The organism is Streptomyces similanensis (assembly GCF_039543625.1).
GTDB lineage: Bacteria > Actinomycetota > Actinomycetes > Streptomycetales > Streptomycetaceae > Streptomyces > Streptomyces similanensis.
This window is the reverse complement of the sequence record NZ_BAABKC010000087.1, coordinates 76,040-90,114: the sequence shown is the minus strand read 5'-3', so window position 1 is coordinate 90,114 and position 14,075 is coordinate 76,040. Positions and strand designations below refer to the sequence as shown.

General features: G+C 70.0%; 21 protein-coding genes. All 21 read right to left on the bottom strand.

What is annotated here, in order from left to right; genetic code table 11:
- Positions 1-86 precede the first annotated feature (86 nt).
- Positions 87-299, bottom strand: coding sequence for a hypothetical protein (locus ABEB07_RS28075; RefSeq protein WP_345670901.1), 213 nt, complete (start codon positions 297-299; stop codon positions 87-89).
- A 6-nt stretch (positions 300-305) separates the two neighbouring features.
- Positions 306-2,642: a phage portal protein gene (locus ABEB07_RS28070; RefSeq protein WP_345670900.1), complete on the bottom strand. Its 2,337-nt coding sequence runs from the start codon at positions 2,640-2,642 to the stop codon at positions 306-308.
- Positions 2,643-2,770: 128 nt separating this feature from the next.
- Positions 2,771-3,175 carry a hypothetical protein gene (locus ABEB07_RS28065; RefSeq protein WP_345670899.1) on the bottom strand — a complete coding sequence of 135 codons (405 nt, stop codon included), beginning with the start codon at positions 3,173-3,175 and terminating at the stop codon, positions 2,771-2,773.
- Between the two features lie 41 nt (positions 3,176-3,216).
- Complete coding sequence (locus tag ABEB07_RS28060) at positions 3,217-3,738, bottom strand: hypothetical protein (RefSeq protein ID WP_345670897.1); 522 nt, start codon at positions 3,736-3,738, stop codon at positions 3,217-3,219.
- Positions 3,739-3,815: 77 nt separating this feature from the next.
- Positions 3,816-4,250, bottom strand: coding sequence for an NUDIX domain-containing protein (locus ABEB07_RS28055; RefSeq protein WP_345670895.1), 435 nt, complete (start codon positions 4,248-4,250; stop codon positions 3,816-3,818).
- Positions 4,251-4,402: 152 nt separating this feature from the next.
- Complete coding sequence (locus ABEB07_RS28050) at positions 4,403-4,912, bottom strand: hypothetical protein (protein WP_345670894.1); 510 nt, start codon at positions 4,910-4,912, stop codon at positions 4,403-4,405.
- On the bottom strand, positions 4,890-5,552 hold the full coding sequence (locus ABEB07_RS28045) for a dTMP kinase (protein ID WP_345670893.1): 663 nt from the start codon (positions 5,550-5,552) through the stop codon (positions 4,890-4,892). Before ABEB07_RS28045 ends, ABEB07_RS28050 begins: the two co-directional genes overlap by 23 nt.
- Positions 5,549-6,574 (bottom strand): radical SAM protein, encoded by a 1,026-nt coding sequence (locus ABEB07_RS28040; RefSeq protein ID WP_345670892.1) that lies wholly within the window; start codon positions 6,572-6,574, stop codon positions 5,549-5,551. Before ABEB07_RS28040 ends, ABEB07_RS28045 begins: the two co-directional genes overlap by 4 nt.
- A 408-nt stretch (positions 6,575-6,982) precedes the next feature.
- Positions 6,983-7,333, bottom strand: coding sequence for a hypothetical protein (locus ABEB07_RS28035; RefSeq protein ID WP_345670891.1), 351 nt, complete (start codon positions 7,331-7,333; stop codon positions 6,983-6,985).
- Positions 7,334-7,384: 51 nt separating this feature from the next.
- Positions 7,385-7,939: a DUF6082 family protein gene (locus tag ABEB07_RS28030; RefSeq protein ID WP_345670889.1), complete on the bottom strand. Its 555-nt coding sequence runs from the start codon at positions 7,937-7,939 to the stop codon at positions 7,385-7,387.
- 61 nt (positions 7,940-8,000) lie between these two features.
- The gene (locus ABEB07_RS28025) at positions 8,001-8,498 is read right to left on the bottom strand and encodes a hypothetical protein (protein WP_345670888.1); all 498 of its coding nucleotides are present in this window, start codon (positions 8,496-8,498) and stop codon (positions 8,001-8,003) included.
- A gap of 29 nt (positions 8,499-8,527) precedes the next feature.
- Positions 8,528-8,851, bottom strand: coding sequence for an ATP-binding protein (locus tag ABEB07_RS28020; RefSeq protein WP_345670887.1), 324 nt, complete (start codon positions 8,849-8,851; stop codon positions 8,528-8,530).
- Positions 8,852-8,971: 120 nt separating this feature from the next.
- Entirely contained in the window at positions 8,972-9,484 is a 513-nt protein-coding gene (locus ABEB07_RS28015) for an ATP-binding protein (RefSeq protein ID WP_345670886.1), read from the bottom strand.
- Positions 9,481-9,876 (bottom strand): hypothetical protein, encoded by a 396-nt coding sequence (locus ABEB07_RS28010; RefSeq protein WP_345670885.1) that lies wholly within the window; start codon positions 9,874-9,876, stop codon positions 9,481-9,483. The genes ABEB07_RS28015 and ABEB07_RS28010 overlap by 4 nt, the downstream gene beginning before the upstream one ends.
- Before the next feature lie 145 nt (positions 9,877-10,021).
- The gene (locus ABEB07_RS28005; protein ID WP_345670884.1) at positions 10,022-11,257 is read right to left on the bottom strand and encodes a helix-turn-helix domain-containing protein; all 1,236 of its coding nucleotides are present in this window, start codon (positions 11,255-11,257) and stop codon (positions 10,022-10,024) included.
- A 124-nt stretch (positions 11,258-11,381) separates the two neighbouring features.
- Positions 11,382-11,831: a hypothetical protein gene (locus tag ABEB07_RS28000; RefSeq protein WP_345670883.1), complete on the bottom strand. Its 450-nt coding sequence runs from the start codon at positions 11,829-11,831 to the stop codon at positions 11,382-11,384.
- A gap of 73 nt (positions 11,832-11,904) precedes the next feature.
- Complete coding sequence (locus tag ABEB07_RS27995; protein ID WP_345670882.1) at positions 11,905-12,447, bottom strand: hypothetical protein; 543 nt, start codon at positions 12,445-12,447, stop codon at positions 11,905-11,907.
- Positions 12,444-12,707, bottom strand: coding sequence for a hypothetical protein (locus ABEB07_RS27990; RefSeq protein WP_345670881.1), 264 nt, complete (start codon positions 12,705-12,707; stop codon positions 12,444-12,446). Before ABEB07_RS27990 ends, ABEB07_RS27995 begins: the two co-directional genes overlap by 4 nt.
- On the bottom strand, positions 12,704-12,937 hold the full coding sequence (locus ABEB07_RS27985) for a hypothetical protein (RefSeq protein ID WP_345670880.1): 234 nt from the start codon (positions 12,935-12,937) through the stop codon (positions 12,704-12,706). The genes ABEB07_RS27990 and ABEB07_RS27985 overlap by 4 nt, the downstream gene beginning before the upstream one ends.
- Positions 12,934-13,608 carry a hypothetical protein gene (locus ABEB07_RS27980; RefSeq protein ID WP_345670879.1) on the bottom strand — a complete coding sequence of 225 codons (675 nt, stop codon included), beginning with the start codon at positions 13,606-13,608 and terminating at the stop codon, positions 12,934-12,936. The genes ABEB07_RS27985 and ABEB07_RS27980 overlap by 4 nt, the downstream gene beginning before the upstream one ends.
- A complete protein-coding gene (locus tag ABEB07_RS27975; protein WP_345670878.1) occupies positions 13,605-13,874 on the bottom strand; it encodes a hypothetical protein in 270 nt (89 codons plus the stop codon). Before ABEB07_RS27975 ends, ABEB07_RS27980 begins: the two co-directional genes overlap by 4 nt.
- Between the last annotated feature and the right edge of the window lie 201 nt (positions 13,875-14,075).

Here is a 14,075-nt window from a genome sequence, read left to right as displayed (position 1 = left end):
CGCCCTGGATTCTGAACCAGAAGAGTGTGGGGGTCAGGTGGCGCCGCTTGCCGCTCGGGGACGCCCGTCAAGCTCCTCGGGGCCGTTCACATCGTCTCGGTCAGGATGTGCAGGGCGAACCAGCCCGAGAAGCCGATCCAGGACGCGGCGAACACGGCTCTGCCGGCCTTGCTGGTGCGGGTGCGGAACAGGCGCCGGACGTTCTCCGACAGGGTGTCCTCGTCGCGCTTGTTGGCCAGGGCGATGGTCTCCGCGACGGCGAACACGGTGGTCCAGGCGATCCAGATGGCTGCCCACATGGCAGGTCACTCCTTGGGGTCGGTGGCGTAGTGCAGACGGCATCGGCAGTTACGGGTCAAGGCGATCGGGGCGAACGGATCACCGGGGTAGCGGAGCTGGAATCCGTCAACTTCGTACGGGATGCCGACCGGTAGCGTCTTGCCCTGAAGGGCCTTGTGCGCGGGCCGCACGCGGGCGTCCTGGCGCGTGATCCACGTGCGGACGACGTCGGGCCCGGCGCTCTCCGCCGCGGCGTCCACAGCCCCGTTGATGGTCGACACGGCGCACGACTCGGCGACCCGGGCGGCCAGGCCGGGGCCGGAGGCGTTGTAGTAGCCGCCGACGGTGTGCACGAGGGTGTCGAGGTCGAGATCGGGGTGGGCGTCCTGGGCGGCGTGGAGGGTTTCCGCGAGGTCGCCGAGGAACGCGGTCATGGCCTCGCCGGCGTACATGGCGGTGACGAGTGCGGCAGCCAGCACGGCCGGGGGGACGGTGTCCGTGCCGGTGAGGGCCTGGCCCACCTTGCGGGCGGCGGCGGTCGCTGCCTGCTGGAGGATCGGGGCGAGGGTGTTGGTGGTCTCCTCCGCCCAGCGGGAGGCGCTGACGACGCGGTCCTCGTCGAGGTTGGCGGTGCCGCCGCGGGTGTCGTGCTCGTTCTCCGGCTGCCAGAACCGGGTGTGCTTGCGGATCTTCGGGGCGTGCAGGCGGGCGACGATGACGCCTTCCTGGCGTGCCAGAAGGGTGGTGAGGGCGTCCTCCACCGCCTCGGCGAGAGCGTCGAAGTCCGCGTCGGTGACCTCGAACCCATCGCCGTGCAGCGACTTCGTCTCCAACTGCCCGCGCGCTGCTTCCACGTCATCGGCGGCCGGCCCGCCACCGGCGGGAGGCATGCCGCTGGCGCGCGCCGCTGCAACGTCCTCGGCCGCTTCTCCGGGGACGGGCTGGGTGCTGCCGGCTCGGGCGGCGGTGACGTCGCCCGCGGCGGTGGCCGCGGGCCCGGCGGGCAGCTCGGGCAGATGCCCGCGCGCGGCCGCGACGTCGGCGGCGGCGGTCGGGGCCGCCTCCAGGCCGCGCGCGGCGGCGACGTCTGCGGCCGCGCTTCCTCCTGTCGCGGCGGGCAGCGCCGGGTTCTGGCCAGCTCCTGGGGCCCCTCCTCCGGACGGGTCCGTGAGGCCGAGCGCGGCCGCGTCCGTGGCGTTGGCCGGGATGGGCGCCTTCTGCGGGGAGATCCACAGGGCGCGGGACTGGGGGGTGTTGAACGGGCGGCGCCCGGCGATCTCGCGGTACTCGTCGATGGTGAGCAGGCCCGCATCGAACTCCTTGCGGGCTTCTTCGCGAGCCTGGCGCCTCGGGAACTCAAGGGCCTGCACGCCGGAGGTGTCGAACCGGATGGTCCAGTCGTCGTCCAGGTCCTCGTCGAACGCCGACGCGATCAGGTTGAGGTGGGGCAGCTCGGTGTGGTCCCAAAAGTTCCACTCCTCGCGGTCGGCGTTGTTGAACGTCCGCTCGGAGGCGTTGCCGATGATGCTCTCGTACATGCCGAACGCGGAGAGGATCTCGTTCTTCGCGGTGCTGGACAGCGTCTCGTAGGCCATCTCACGCGGCCGGGCGGAGGTGTCGACGTAGCTGATCCCGCCGGGGCCCATCCCGACGAGGGTGAGCTGCCCGGCGTTGTGCGCGCCCGGTGCCAGGCGGTCCTGGATCCGCTTGACCTCGGCCGGGTCGACGCCCTCCAGGTCGACGCCGACGAGTCCTCCGGGCCGGCCGTCGTTGTCGATGAAGCTGATGTTGTAGGTGCGGGCCTTGACGTCCAGGTCGACGGACAGTCCGGCCGCTTCCAGCGGGGTGACGCCGCAGAACGGATCGGTCGGGTGCGGGTCGCGCAGCCAGATGACGTGCTTGGGCTGGAGTTCGCGGATCTGCCCGGCGTAGTTGGTGAACTCGTAGTGGCTGATGTAGTCGCCGTTCCGCTGGTCCGGGATGATCTGGACGCGGTCCGGCGGCATCAGGTCGAGCCGGGTGAGGGTCCCGCCGCGGCTGTACGTTTTCTCGATGAACACGCCCTTCTTGCTGAGCAGCAGTTGGGCGCTGAGCCGCTTCTTGAACACGTCGGCGGTCTCGTGCGGGTTGGCCTTCTGGTTCAGCAGGCGCAGGAGCGGATGCTCCTTGAGGGTCTCCTTGAACCGCCGCTCGTCGCCGCCGCGACCGATCTGGATGGGCAGCCCGGTGTGCTTGCCGATCGCCTCCACGCTCTTGAACGTCCAGATGCTGCGCTCGTAGCCCTCGATGACGACCCGCTCGAGGTCCCAGCCGTCCGCCCGGCCGGGCGTGCCCCACACGTTCGTGACGCCGGCGTATGACATCGACGTGTAGACGCCGCCTGCCAGGAGATCCTTCGTCTCTACAGACGCAGGCGCAGCCGCACGTGGGGCCGGGACGGGCGTCTTGGGGGTGAGCCGCCCGCGAAGGCCGGGGAGCCACTGGCGGGGCATCAGTCGCTCTCCGTGCTGGAGAGCCACAGCCCGACGGCCGCGGCGGTGGCGCTCACCAGGAGCCAGCCGGCCGGTTGGTACAGGTAGAACAGGACGGCGGCCTGACCTGCGTATCCGGCGAACGCCATGACCATGCTGGCGTCCTGCTTCCACCTCTGCGTCGCGGTCCGGCGGAGGAGGGCGCCCGCGGCGCCCAGGCCGAGGAGCGCGGCGGACAGGCCGGCTGCCCAGTGGATCGCGGCCAGCACCCCGAGGCAGCCGAGCAGGCCGAAGGACAGGAAGAGGAGACCGGCCACTTCCCTCTCGACCCCCTTCTCGGGGGAGCCGATGAGGGCAGGATCGGTGAAGTCCGCGACGAAGTCCGCGCTGTCGCTGGTCGCCTGCTGGGGTTGCTGAGTAGTCACGCCGCGCACCATGAACGGTGGGCGCGGTTAGTGTCGCGGGCTCAGCGCGGGGGGCGGGAGACGCCAGCAACGTAGGCGCCGATGCCGCGCCGGTGGATCGTGCCGCCGGCGATGAGGCGCGAGTTCGGCGGCGGGGCGGGGATCTTTCGCTTGGCGCGCTTGGTCTGGTCGCCGCCGATCAGGTGCGTGTTGTCGATCTTGGCAGAGCAGTCGTCGCCCTTGACCTCGTCGTACGGGCGTCGGCAGCCCTTGCAGTAGACCTCCAGAGCGTCGATGCGCAGGCCCTCGGTGGCCTTGAAGGATCCCCGGTAGTCGGCGATGCTCGCGATTTTCGGGGCGACTACGACCTCGGCCGCGACGACCCACACGTGGGACAGGTCGAGCTTCTTCTCCGGCTCGGGGACGGCTGGGGGCGTCTCGGCTGGCACCTCGGGAGGCGCTGTCAGGGTGGAGGTCTCCGGCGCGGGCTCGGCCACGGTCGGCATGTTCTCCAGGTCAAGCCAGGAGAACAGGGACTCTTGCAAGTGGGAGCGGCCAGTTTGAGGGGTCGTCGCGGTCGTCACCGTTCCTCCGGGTCACAGCTGGGGTTGACGTAAACCGCAACCCCCTTCACTGCCCCAACGTCAATGCCCCGGTTCTGTTACACCGCGGCTCCTTGGCCGTGGGCCAGGAGGAGGGCCAGCGGCCCAGCAGGGAGGAGAAAGCGCCCGTCTCGCACCGCCCTCAAAGCGTCGGACATCGGCCACCACATGAGCTTGAAGTCTTGTTCGGTTTCGGTGAGCTGTTGCGGGCCAAGCGTGAGGCTGCGCGCCTCGAAGAGGTGGACGCACGCTGTGGAACCGAGCGTGATGGCGTACGAGCCGAGCGGTCGCCACTGCTCCGCCGTGACGCCGGCTTCTTCGCGCAGTTCACGGCGCGCGCATTCGATCGGTGATTCCCCTGGCTCGAACCGGCCGCCGGGCAGGAAAAGGTGTTCGCCTCCGTGGTCGGGGAAGTCCGCGCTCAGCAGGGCCACCAGGCCCTGGGCATCGCGGGCGACGATCACGGAGGCGTCGGGCGTTGCGTCGCTGCTCATGTGGATGGAGCGTAGTGGTCAGCCATGCACCCAGGCGGCGAAAGGTACGTTGAAGACGGCGGGATGTGCGATACCGCGGCCGTGGAAGCCGTCATCTCCGTATGCGTCACCGTGGTCTGCGCACAGGATGACCAGCCAACGGCCATGCCGTTTCAGGCCGTCCAGGAGTCGGCCCAGGTGGGCGTCGGCGTCGGCACTATCCGGCCCTTGGCCCGGTCGTTGACCGGGATAGGCACGCGGTCTTCGGCGATCAGGCGGCGGATCTTGCCCAGGCCGTTGCTGTCGTCGAGTTCCACGCCTTGGCCGTCGAACAGGCAGATGCGCACCGTGGTGGCCCCCTCGCAGTCCTCGCCTGCGAGCCACGCTCCCGGAGCACCACCGAGGTCCCGGAGCCTCGCGAGGAGTTGCTCCCGGGTCTGAACGCCCATGGTGTGCACGGTGCAGGCGTAGTGCTGCGCGTTGATCGCTCCCCGGCAGAAGCGATCGGCGAACGCGGCGATGACGGGGTGCTCGTTGTGCGCGACCGCGATCTGGTCAGCCCTCTGCGTGACGACGAGGCAGGCCCCTACCCACCAGGCAACCCCTTCATGAATCTGACCCGGGAAGACACCGGACGCTCCGCCGGCGTGGATGACGCGGTCAGCGTCGATCGGGTTCAGCACGGTTGCTCTCCAGGTGGGCGACGATGCGGGCAGCGAGGCTCTCGGCGGTCGTCCCGTCGGTCTCCAGCCAGACGGCGGTGGGGTCTTCCTCGGCCACCGCGCTGAAGTTCTCCAGCAGTCGGGGAAGTCGCCCCTCGACGGCCAGCAGATCGGCGTCGTCTCGCGTGAGGTCGGTCTTGCTTGCGAGCCGGCCGCGGAGTGTCTCCTCCGAACAGGCCAGGTAGAAGGTCCAGGTCGGTTTGGTCAGGTAGCTCCAGTACGGAGCCATGAGCGTGCTCACAGCCGTAACCGGCACTCGATGGACGGCTGCGTGACAGGCGATGACGGAGGAGATGTAACGGTCGGCGACGACGGTCCCTATGGCGCGTGCCTGCCTCATCGCGTCGGAGGCGTGCAGCAGACCGGAGAGGTAGAACGCGAACTGCGGCAGCGGGCGAAGCCGGTCGTTCGCCGCCGAGGACCAACTGCTGTGGGGGGTGTGGAGGGTGTGGATGCCAGCGGCCTCCATCCGTTTCACCAGGAGGTCGCGCAGCGTTGACTTGCCCACTCCGGAGACGCCTTCGAGGACGACAAGCGGGCCTTGACCGCCCTCACAGTAGATGGGCTGGTAGGGCGAGGGCAGCCGGAATGCGTCGGTCACAGGGTTCCTTCCGTGAAGGCGGTCACGTGGTTGGCGACGGTGTCGGCGAGTCGGACCGGATCCGACAAGAGCTGGGCGATGTCCAGGCGGAGGTCTTCCCGAAGAAGACAGGGCTGCAAGCCGCCGTTGTGATCCAGGCGCAGCGCCCAGAAACCTTCGACGCAGTCGGCGCGGCGAGGGCAGGAACCGCACTGGCCGACGTGGTGGCGGCCCAGGTTCCGGTGGATTACCTCGAACTCGATGCCGTCGATTCGGAAGACACGCCGGCCTTGGCCCACACCTGCGATCTCCGTGTGCTCCTCGCTGCTGAGGGTCCGAAGGTGGGCGATGAGCTGGTCGGCTGGAATGGCGGAGGTCGCGCGGCCCTCGTTGAAGTCGGTGCCGACCAGCTCGATGAACTGCACCGGCAGGCGCCGCGTGAGCGCATAGTCGAGGATGGCCGGGACCTCGTGAGCGTTCTCGCGCAGCAGGAGCGTGTTCAACTCCACGCGTGCGCAGGTTTCCCGCGCCGAATCGATCCCGTCGAGGACGGATTTGATGCCGTACTGGGTGCCGGCGATGGCGTTCAGGCTCGCGTCGGAGAAGTAGTGCAGGCTGACTTTGATCTTGTCCAGGCGAGTGCGGGATAACCACGCCTCGTTCGCGCGGACACGGGTCCCGTTGGTGATCAGGGTGTAGCTGGTGTCGGGGCCCTGCTCGGGGAGCTGCTCGAGGACCGGGCGGGCCATCGGGGAGACGAGCGGCTCTCCGCCGGTGAAGTACACGCGCTTGAGGCCGGCGTTCATCAGAGTGCGGAGGATCGTGAGGTAGTCGTCCGGTCGGAGGACCCGCGGCCGGGGCTGCTGGAAGCGGTCGATGCGCACCAGCGGGGGCGGCACGTCTCCCTCGTTGTGGCAGAAGAAGCAGGCGATGTTGCACCGTGGGGTGAACGACACACGGAGTTGCCCGCGCAAGGCGGCGAAGTTTTGCAGCGCCGTGAAGTCGACGGCATCGGCTGCGGCGGGCCCGATCAGCTCTTGCATGCTGGCCTCCAAGGTCATCTGTCGAGATGGAGCCTGAGCGGTGCGGCTGGGGAGTTTGCCCCGCATTTTCGTACGGGTGAGGGGGCAGGCCCGAGGAATCGGGCGAAGCCTCCTGAGACCTGCCGGACGTCGGCCGGCCGCTCTTGTGCGGGCCAGCCGACGAGTCTCTAGGTGACGCGTGCTGTGACGCGTCCTGACCGTCGGCTACTGCACCTGTCAGTCCGTGCGGTGCTCTCACCAGGTGTCCGGCGCGGGGGGTAGGCGGGGGAACGAATACCTCCCCGCGCCGGACGCTATGCCTGCCCGGCGCTCTAGCCGAGCAGGGGTTCAGAGGCCGCCGCTCACAGTGGTGCGGCGACGGGTGGGCCCGTCCCAGCCCGGACGGGGGTTCCGGGCTGGGACGGGGGCTTAGGTGGCTCCTCGATCCGGCCGGCCGCCGAGCTGGTCGTTGACGTCCGCGACCACGTCCCGCCGCAGCCGCTCCAGGCCGGACTCGGCGTCGGTGCCTCGAAACTCCTCGAAGTCCCTCTCGAACTTCCTCCGGAAGGCGTCTCTCAGGACGTCGAGTTGGCGGTGCAGCTCGCGGTAGGCCACGTGGCGGGCCCACAGCTCCTCGGCGGCTGACACCCCGGACATGCACCACTGCCAGAGGGTCCGCCGGCGCCGGTTCGTGATCCGGTCGATGTTCCGGAGCACGATCCGCTCGTCGGCACGCAGTCCCGGGGCCAGCCAGGACTTACGGCGGCGACGTAGTCTCATGCGTTGCCCCATCGTGTAGGACTGGGAGATCACGGACTTCTCTCGCCGGGCCTACGCGGCCGACTCTTCCCGGACCGCCTCGTCCTCGGGATAGACCGAGAACTCGTCGCTGAAGACCGCGGTGAAGCGGCGGTCGATGCGATCCTGCGCCTCGAACTCCCGGAAGCCGCCGTACCGCGCCCAGTACGTGCGGAACCACTTGCGCTCCATGATCTTCCTGGCCTGGATGCGGAGCGTCTCCTCGCTGAGGAGGCCCAGCCTGAACTTCATGGCCAGGATGCAGATCAGCCTGTTGGCGTGCACCAGCGCCCGATGGTCTTCGAGCGTCAGGTCTTCCTCAGGAGACACCGAGATCTCCAGCAAGGTGGAGTCGCTCGTCAAGGTCTCGAGGTACTCCTGGTGCACCTGGACCGCGCGGAGCACGTTCCGTTGCCGGTTGTGCTGGCCGGCTTGCACGAGCCGGGCGGCGCCGACGCCAGCGAGGATGAGAACAGCGTGCGCAGTCTTCATTCCGAACCTCTCGGTATGGCTTTCAGAAGGGGAAACTGGCTGGTGGTGTGGGTGCCCTTGCCGCCGAAGGGAGCGAGGCGTGTCCCCCGGCGGCAAGGGCTGGGACCGCGTGCGGCGCGGAGCGCGGGAAGGGGGGCTCCGCGTCCGCAGGCGGCGATCAGGGGGCCGGACTCAGCACGGCCTCTTGGAGAGCTTCGTGCGGCGGGTACGGCCGGAAGGAGTCCAGGAGCGCTCGCAGCGCTTTGACGGGCACGAGGCGGTCGCTTGCCGACGGTCGCAGCCAGTGGACTCCCGGCGGCCGCACGCGATCCAGCGCGGGGAGGGTGATCGTGTGCGGGGCGCCGAGGCACACGCCGTAGTCGTGGTACTCCCAGGTGGCGGCCGAGCCGGGCGGGACGAGCCAGTACAGCCAGCCGGCCTCAGGGTCCTCAATGACCGGTCCGCAACCGTCCTGCACCTCGTCCAGCGCCGCGGCGATGGCGTGGCCCTTCCCCCTGGCTCCGGAGATCACCACGTCGAAAAGGTTGCCGCCCAGGCGTACGCGGGTGGTGCGACTGTGCTGGACGTCGAGGAGAGTGCGGAGGAGGGCGGCAAGGTCCGCCATGTCCTCGGCGACCTCGCCGGTGGGGCCTGCGGCCTTGATCAGGTCCTGCATCACTTTCGTGGTGCGAGTCGCGGTGGCAGTCACGGGTGCGCGTCGCCCTTCATGGTGGCGCGAACGGTCTTCCCGCTGGCGTTCGGAGGGATGAACCAGGTGATGTCCGCTCCCAAGCTCTGCGCCCACCACAGGCCGCTCCCGGGCTCGCCTGCCTTGGCGGCGTCGAAGTCGGGAAAGCTCGGGTTGGGGTCGCAGACGTCGATGACGAGGTGGTGGGCCTCGCTGACGCTGAGCCGGACGGTCACGTCGTCGCCGAAGAAGTCGGCCATCACACCGTGCTGGACGGCGTTGTCGACGAGGTGACTGATGACCTTCGTCGCGGCCTCGACGGACCCGGACCATCCCATCATGGTGAGACCGACCCGGGCCACGACCCGGGCTCGAGCGGCGGCGCTGGGGTTCCCGGGGAGGGCGATGAGGGGGTAATCCCGTAAGAGGGGGACGGGAGTGGCAGCGGGCTGCATGGGGGTTCAGATTCCTTCGCGGAGAGATAGGGAGAACCAGGTGCGTGTTCCGTCGGCGCTGATGCCCCAGGCGTCGGCCAGAGCGTCGACGAGGGCCAGGCCGCGGCCGTCCTCGTCGTCAGGCTGTGCATCGCGCAGGACAGGCCGCTGCGGGGAGCCGTCTCGAACCTCGATCAGCAGACTGTGCTGGGTGAGAGAGATGCGCATCCCGACATCCCGACCAGCGCCGTGACAAAGTGCGTTGGTGACCAGTTCACTGGTCAGGAGTTCCGCCGTGTCGGCGAGGTCGCCCTGACGCCAGTAGTTCAAGGACGCGCGGACAATACGACGCATACGGCCGGGCCAGCGAGCGTCCGAGTCGGAGAGGCCCCCTCCGGCGTCAGGGCACCGCTCCAGAGACAGGTCGAAGGCCTTCAGACGCTGCGTCACGGCAACAGTCGGCATGTGAAGGCTGCCCGTCGTCCAGGGCGCCGTCGACGCAGGCATGGCCGCGCTCACGGTCGCCCCTGTGTCGGTCACCGTGCCGTTCCTGCCGAAGTGGGGGCCTCCTCGGAGAGGAACGCGTGCTGGTCGTGCAGCCACTCCGTCAGCGTCGGGTCGCTGGCGTCCAAGGTGTGCGCGGTGGCCACGATGCCCTGGGCCTGCCCCGACCCGACGTACGCCTTGACCTTCACCCAGTTCGGCCGGAGCCCCAGCGGGGGCGGGGCTGCCGTCGACTTCTGGTCGACGACCTCGTCCACTACGACCCAGTCGCGAGCCTCGGCGTGCAGACGAAGCCGGGCCATGACGTCGCCCTGATCCTGCCCGCGGAGTATGCACGCGTAGAGGACCACGGACGCGCGGTCGGGGAATCCGCTGGCCGCGTCGACAAGAGCGCGGCGCCGTAAGGTGTCGCCGGGAGTCCTGTTCATGCACGTAACGATGCCGCTACCCACAGTGCAGGAACAGACAAGCGGCGGCCGACTTCGGGGAATCACCGGCCCCCAAGTCGGCCGCTCTGTAGGACTCCTGACGAGCCAACAGTGAAAAGTCGGCCGTTATGGCCGACTCACCGGATCACAGCGCCGTCTTCCGTGTGGCCGGCGGGAACTCGTGCACGCCCGGAGCAACCCCGATCAGCTCCGACACCCGGCGCAGTTGCGCCGTCGACGCCCGCCCGACCTTCTGAACGATCACACCGGGCATCGCCTGATGCCGGGCCCAGTCGGGAGCGCTGCGCAGCGTCTGCTCCAACGTGTCCAGGGAGGCGTCCCACTGCTTGGCGTCGGCGTGCGCCATGGCCTTGTCCATCGCGTACCGATTCCGCGCGGCATCGGTCAGCCCTGATACGTCATGGATGGAGTCGATCAGCGCGAGCGCCGCACCGGTCTGCCCGAGCGCAACCTTGATGCCGACGGCCTGCGTCGTCGCGGTCACCGGACCGAACAGCGTGCCGTGCGCCCTCACCTCCCGCCCCATCCGCGCCCCGGTCGCGTGCGACTGCGACAGGAAGTCGGCCGCCCGTTCCTTGTCTCCCATTCGAGAGGCGACCACGGCGGCGAAGTTCACGTGGCTGCCGTACGCCGTCAGTTGCTCCGGGGTGGCCTTGCTGAACCGCGGCTCGATGTCCGAAGCCGACTTCTCGGCCAGCGCCAGCGCCTCCGGGAGCCGGGCGTCCCGCAGGTACACCCAGGACCGGCCCGAGCCGACCAGAGCCACCCGCATGTCGTCCGCGGCCCGCTCAGCGGCAAGCTGCGCGTGCCCGATCGCCGAGTACGCCAGGTCGCGGGCCCCCATCAGGTTGGCCACGTAGGCGGCGAGCCGGTAGGCGTCGGACAGTACGCCCAGCGCCGGCGCCTGCTCGCCGACGGGCTGCTCCCGCAGTCGCGCGGCCGCCGCAGTGAGGAACGGCGCGACGACCGTGCCAGCCTCGACGTACCGGCCACGCCAGTACAGATCCCAGCAGCGGTCAGTCGTCTGCTGGAGATCGGACAGGTCGGCGGGCTCGACATCGCCGGGCAGAATGCCGGCGGCGGTGTCGTGTACGGCTCGCGACAGGCCGCGGATCATACGGCGGTCGTCCTGAGCCATCGCCCGACGCGGCGCCTGCTCGCCGAGGAGCACCGACAGGTCCACGTGCAGTGCGTCGGCGATCTTCATGAGGGTCGGGAGCGACGACCGCTTGTTCTGCTCCACGTTCTGGATGGTGGCGACGCTGAGGCCGCTGATCTCGGCCAGGCCTGCTTGGCTCAGCCTGCGGCCACGAAGGATCTTGGTTCGCTCACCCGTGCTGTAGTCCTGCCACTGGGGCATACTGGGCTCCATTCCTAGCGCTCACTAGGAACGGTACCCCCGGCCAGCCTGGCGGAGACCGCGAACGCCCCTTACGCCCAAGTGACGTGAGGGGCTTTCACATATGCGCGCCCTGCGTTGAGGATCAGGCCAGGGGGTGCGCGTCCAGCCACTTCGCCAGGTCATGGGCGGAGCCGAGGACGTCGGGCCGGTTCGTGCCGAAGGCGGTGCCCTTGTCCTCGCCGACCGCGATGCCCTTCTCCATCGTGTCGATCAGGGCGTAGGCGTCCGTCCAGAACTCCGGGCCCACGGATCTCTCCGCGTTCATCGCCTTCCGCAGGGTGCGCGCCGGCGTCATGAGCGCCTGCATCTGCTCCCAGCACGTACCGGGCTCCTGCTCGGCACAGCCGCCGCCCGTGTCGAACTTCGTCACCGCGGCCTGGAAGGAGGTCGTCGCGGTCTGCACGCTCACGGCCTTCGGCTGCTCGGCGGCCGGCTTGGCGTCGTTCTCGCCGCTGGAACTGCTACAGCCGCTCACGGCCGCCACGGCCAGGGCCAGCGCGCCCGCCGTCTTCCCCCACTTGTGTCTCCCCATGACGGTGGATCATCGCACGCTGCACCGACACGGACATGTGAAGGGCCCCGGCCGGCCGGGGCCGCGCAGGCGGCTACTGCTCGGTCATCGGCGACGCTGGCAGGATGGGGGAGCCGTGCGGGGTCGAGCCGGCCGCGCTGTCGGCCCAGCAGAGCCGTACGCCCTCGCGGTCGGGCGCGGTCTGATGCCAGCCGCCCGGGTCGGCCGAGAACGGCTCATCCGCCGGGGGCGCCGGCCGCTGCTCCGAGTTGTAGTGTCCGGCCGGCAGGGCGCACCGGGCGAGGCCCATCAGGGCGTGCACGTTGGTTGCGGTGCACGCGGTGCACTCGGGGCAGAGCACCGGCTTCGGGCGGCCCGACAGGTCCTCCGGGTCTGGGACGAGACCGCGACCCTGGCAGGCCCGGCACCGCGACGGGGGCGCCATGGCGGCCGCCGGGGGGAGCGACAGCTCGACCTTCACCAGGTCCGGGTGGAGTTCGGACGGGCCGATCGCGTCGACCTGGCAGTGCAGCGTCAGCGCCTGCCAGCCCTCCAGGGGCAGCGTGCTCGGCAGCTCGCCCCCGACGAGCGCGGTCAGCTCGGCCGGGGCGAACTCGCGGTTCCCGAGGTTCTTCACGACGGCTCAGCGTTGTAGGTGCGGATGATCTCCGTGGCCTTGGTGGTGCAGTCGTGGCAGGCGGGGCTACGGCCCGTGCCGCAGATGGCGGCCGCCAGCGCGTCGGCCGCGCCGGTGGAAGCGATGTTCAGCAGGGCGGCGGCCTGCGCCCGGTGGCCGGGGCAGGGCTGCGTCTTGTCGGGCCGCGTACCGCACGCGATCAAGGCGATGCGCTGCTGGAGAGCGTCGGCGTCCCGGGCGGGGGAGCGGGTGGTGCTCACGGGATCGGCTCCTCGTCGTCCTGGAGGACGGGGGCGACGCGGCCGGTGAAGGAGAACACGAAGTCGCTCCCCTCCTGCCGGAAGTTGTCACCCACGACCAGTGGCCTCGCGCCGACCATGGCGGCGGCGCGCTCCGCCATGGCGGTCAGCGCGGACAGGGCCGTCACCGGCACCGGCGCGGGGGTGCGGAACTCGACGCGGACGGGGTGATCAGTGGCCTTCTCGCTCATCGAGAGGACTCCTTCCGATTGCAGTCCTTCGGTGCGCGGGACCGGTGATGGGCGATGGTCCTCAGGTCGGTGCCGATCTGCTCGTAGGCAGTCATCAGCTGGCAGGCCGTGCAGCGGCGGGCCAGGAAGATCCGCAGTGGACCGGCTGTCGACTGGGGGTGTCCTTCGCGGCCGCTGGTCATCTCGCCGTGGGCTGGGTCGCCGCACCACTCACACGAGGGGTCGTAGTGGGCGATGACCGGAGCCGGCTTCCACGCGGACCAGGCGATGGGACGGCCGGCGTACTCGGCGGGCAGCGGCGCCGCCGAGTACGCCACCGGGTCGGGGACGACCCGCAGGTGGCGGCCGCGCTGGTCCGACTCTGGCCCCGGGAGTTCCTCGGCGGTGCCGACGGGGACGAGGCGCGGCTGCTCAGGCTCCGGCTGGCCGCGCAGGGATCGCAGGCAGGCCGGACAGATGCTGGCCTCGGTGACCGGCCCTTCCCACGGCCGTACGCCCGGCGCCTGCTCGGCGTCCGGCGCGCACTCCAGCGCCATGGTGAACACTGGCATCTTCGGGGCCCTGACACCTTCGGCGCCGACGTGCAGGACGGGGCGGCCGGCGGCGCGCACGACCAGGCGGCCGCCCCACTCGGGCGGGGCGGCCGGAGCCTCGACGGCGAGGGCGCTCATGACGACGTGTCTCCCTGCACGAGGTGGAGCGCACCGGCGACGTTGGACCACATGTTCGCCAGGCTGACCGCGTTCTCGCCCAGGCGGTCCCACTCTTTCGCGGCCTCCACGCAGGCGTCGGCGTCACCCTGCCTGCCGCGCTCCTCCCTCAGGAGTCGCCCCTTACCGTGGTAGGTCTCGGCGTTCCTGTAGTTGATCTCAGCGAGTCCGGCCCACAGCAAAGCCTTCTCCGCAGCCTCCGCCGCCGTCGTGGTCGAGAGCGTCATCGGTTCCTCCCGAGGAGAAGCGGCACCAGACCGGTGGTCTTGGGGTTCTGCCGGTGCAGGGCCCGGCGGGCAGCGTGGACGCTTCGGCGGGCGAGGCAGAGTGCGCCGGCCGGAACGTGGCACGTCTCGCACGGCACGGAGTAGACGCCGTCCCGGAACCGGGCCGCGGTCTTATGCGCGGCGTCGTGCGCGGCGTCCGCG

Bases quoted from the DNA above. Each gene is read 5' to 3' on its own strand.
- ABEB07_RS28075 (WP_345670901.1), bottom strand. From the start codon at position 299: ATGTGGGCAGCCATCTGGATCGCCTGGACCACCGTGTTCGCCGTCGCG.
- ABEB07_RS28070 (WP_345670900.1), bottom strand. From the start codon at position 2,642: ATGTCATACGCCGGCGTCACGAACGTGTGGGGCACGCCCGGCCGGGCG.
- ABEB07_RS28055 (WP_345670895.1), bottom strand. From the start codon at position 4,250: ATGAGCAGCGACGCAACGCCCGACGCCTCCGTGATCGTCGCCCGCGAT.
- ABEB07_RS28040 (WP_345670892.1), bottom strand. From the start codon at position 6,574: ATGCAAGAGCTGATCGGGCCCGCCGCAGCCGATGCCGTCGACTTCACG.
- ABEB07_RS28035 (WP_345670891.1), bottom strand. From the start codon at position 7,333: ATGAGACTACGTCGCCGCCGTAAGTCCTGGCTGGCCCCGGGACTGCGT.
- ABEB07_RS28025 (WP_345670888.1), bottom strand. From the start codon at position 8,498: ATGCAGGACCTGATCAAGGCCGCAGGCCCCACCGGCGAGGTCGCCGAG.
- ABEB07_RS28020 (WP_345670887.1), bottom strand. From the start codon at position 8,851: ATGATGGGATGGTCCGGGTCCGTCGAGGCCGCGACGAAGGTCATCAGT.
- ABEB07_RS28010 (WP_345670885.1), bottom strand. From the start codon at position 9,876: ATGAACAGGACTCCCGGCGACACCTTACGGCGCCGCGCTCTTGTCGAC.
- ABEB07_RS28005 (WP_345670884.1), bottom strand. From the start codon at position 11,257: ATGCCCCAGTGGCAGGACTACAGCACGGGTGAGCGAACCAAGATCCTT.
- ABEB07_RS28000 (WP_345670883.1), bottom strand. From the start codon at position 11,831: ATGGGGAGACACAAGTGGGGGAAGACGGCGGGCGCGCTGGCCCTGGCC.
- ABEB07_RS27985 (WP_345670880.1), bottom strand. From the start codon at position 12,937: ATGAGCGAGAAGGCCACTGATCACCCCGTCCGCGTCGAGTTCCGCACC.
- ABEB07_RS27980 (WP_345670879.1), bottom strand. From the start codon at position 13,608: ATGAGCGCCCTCGCCGTCGAGGCTCCGGCCGCCCCGCCCGAGTGGGGC.
- ABEB07_RS27975 (WP_345670878.1), bottom strand. From the start codon at position 13,874: ATGACGCTCTCGACCACGACGGCGGCGGAGGCTGCGGAGAAGGCTTTG.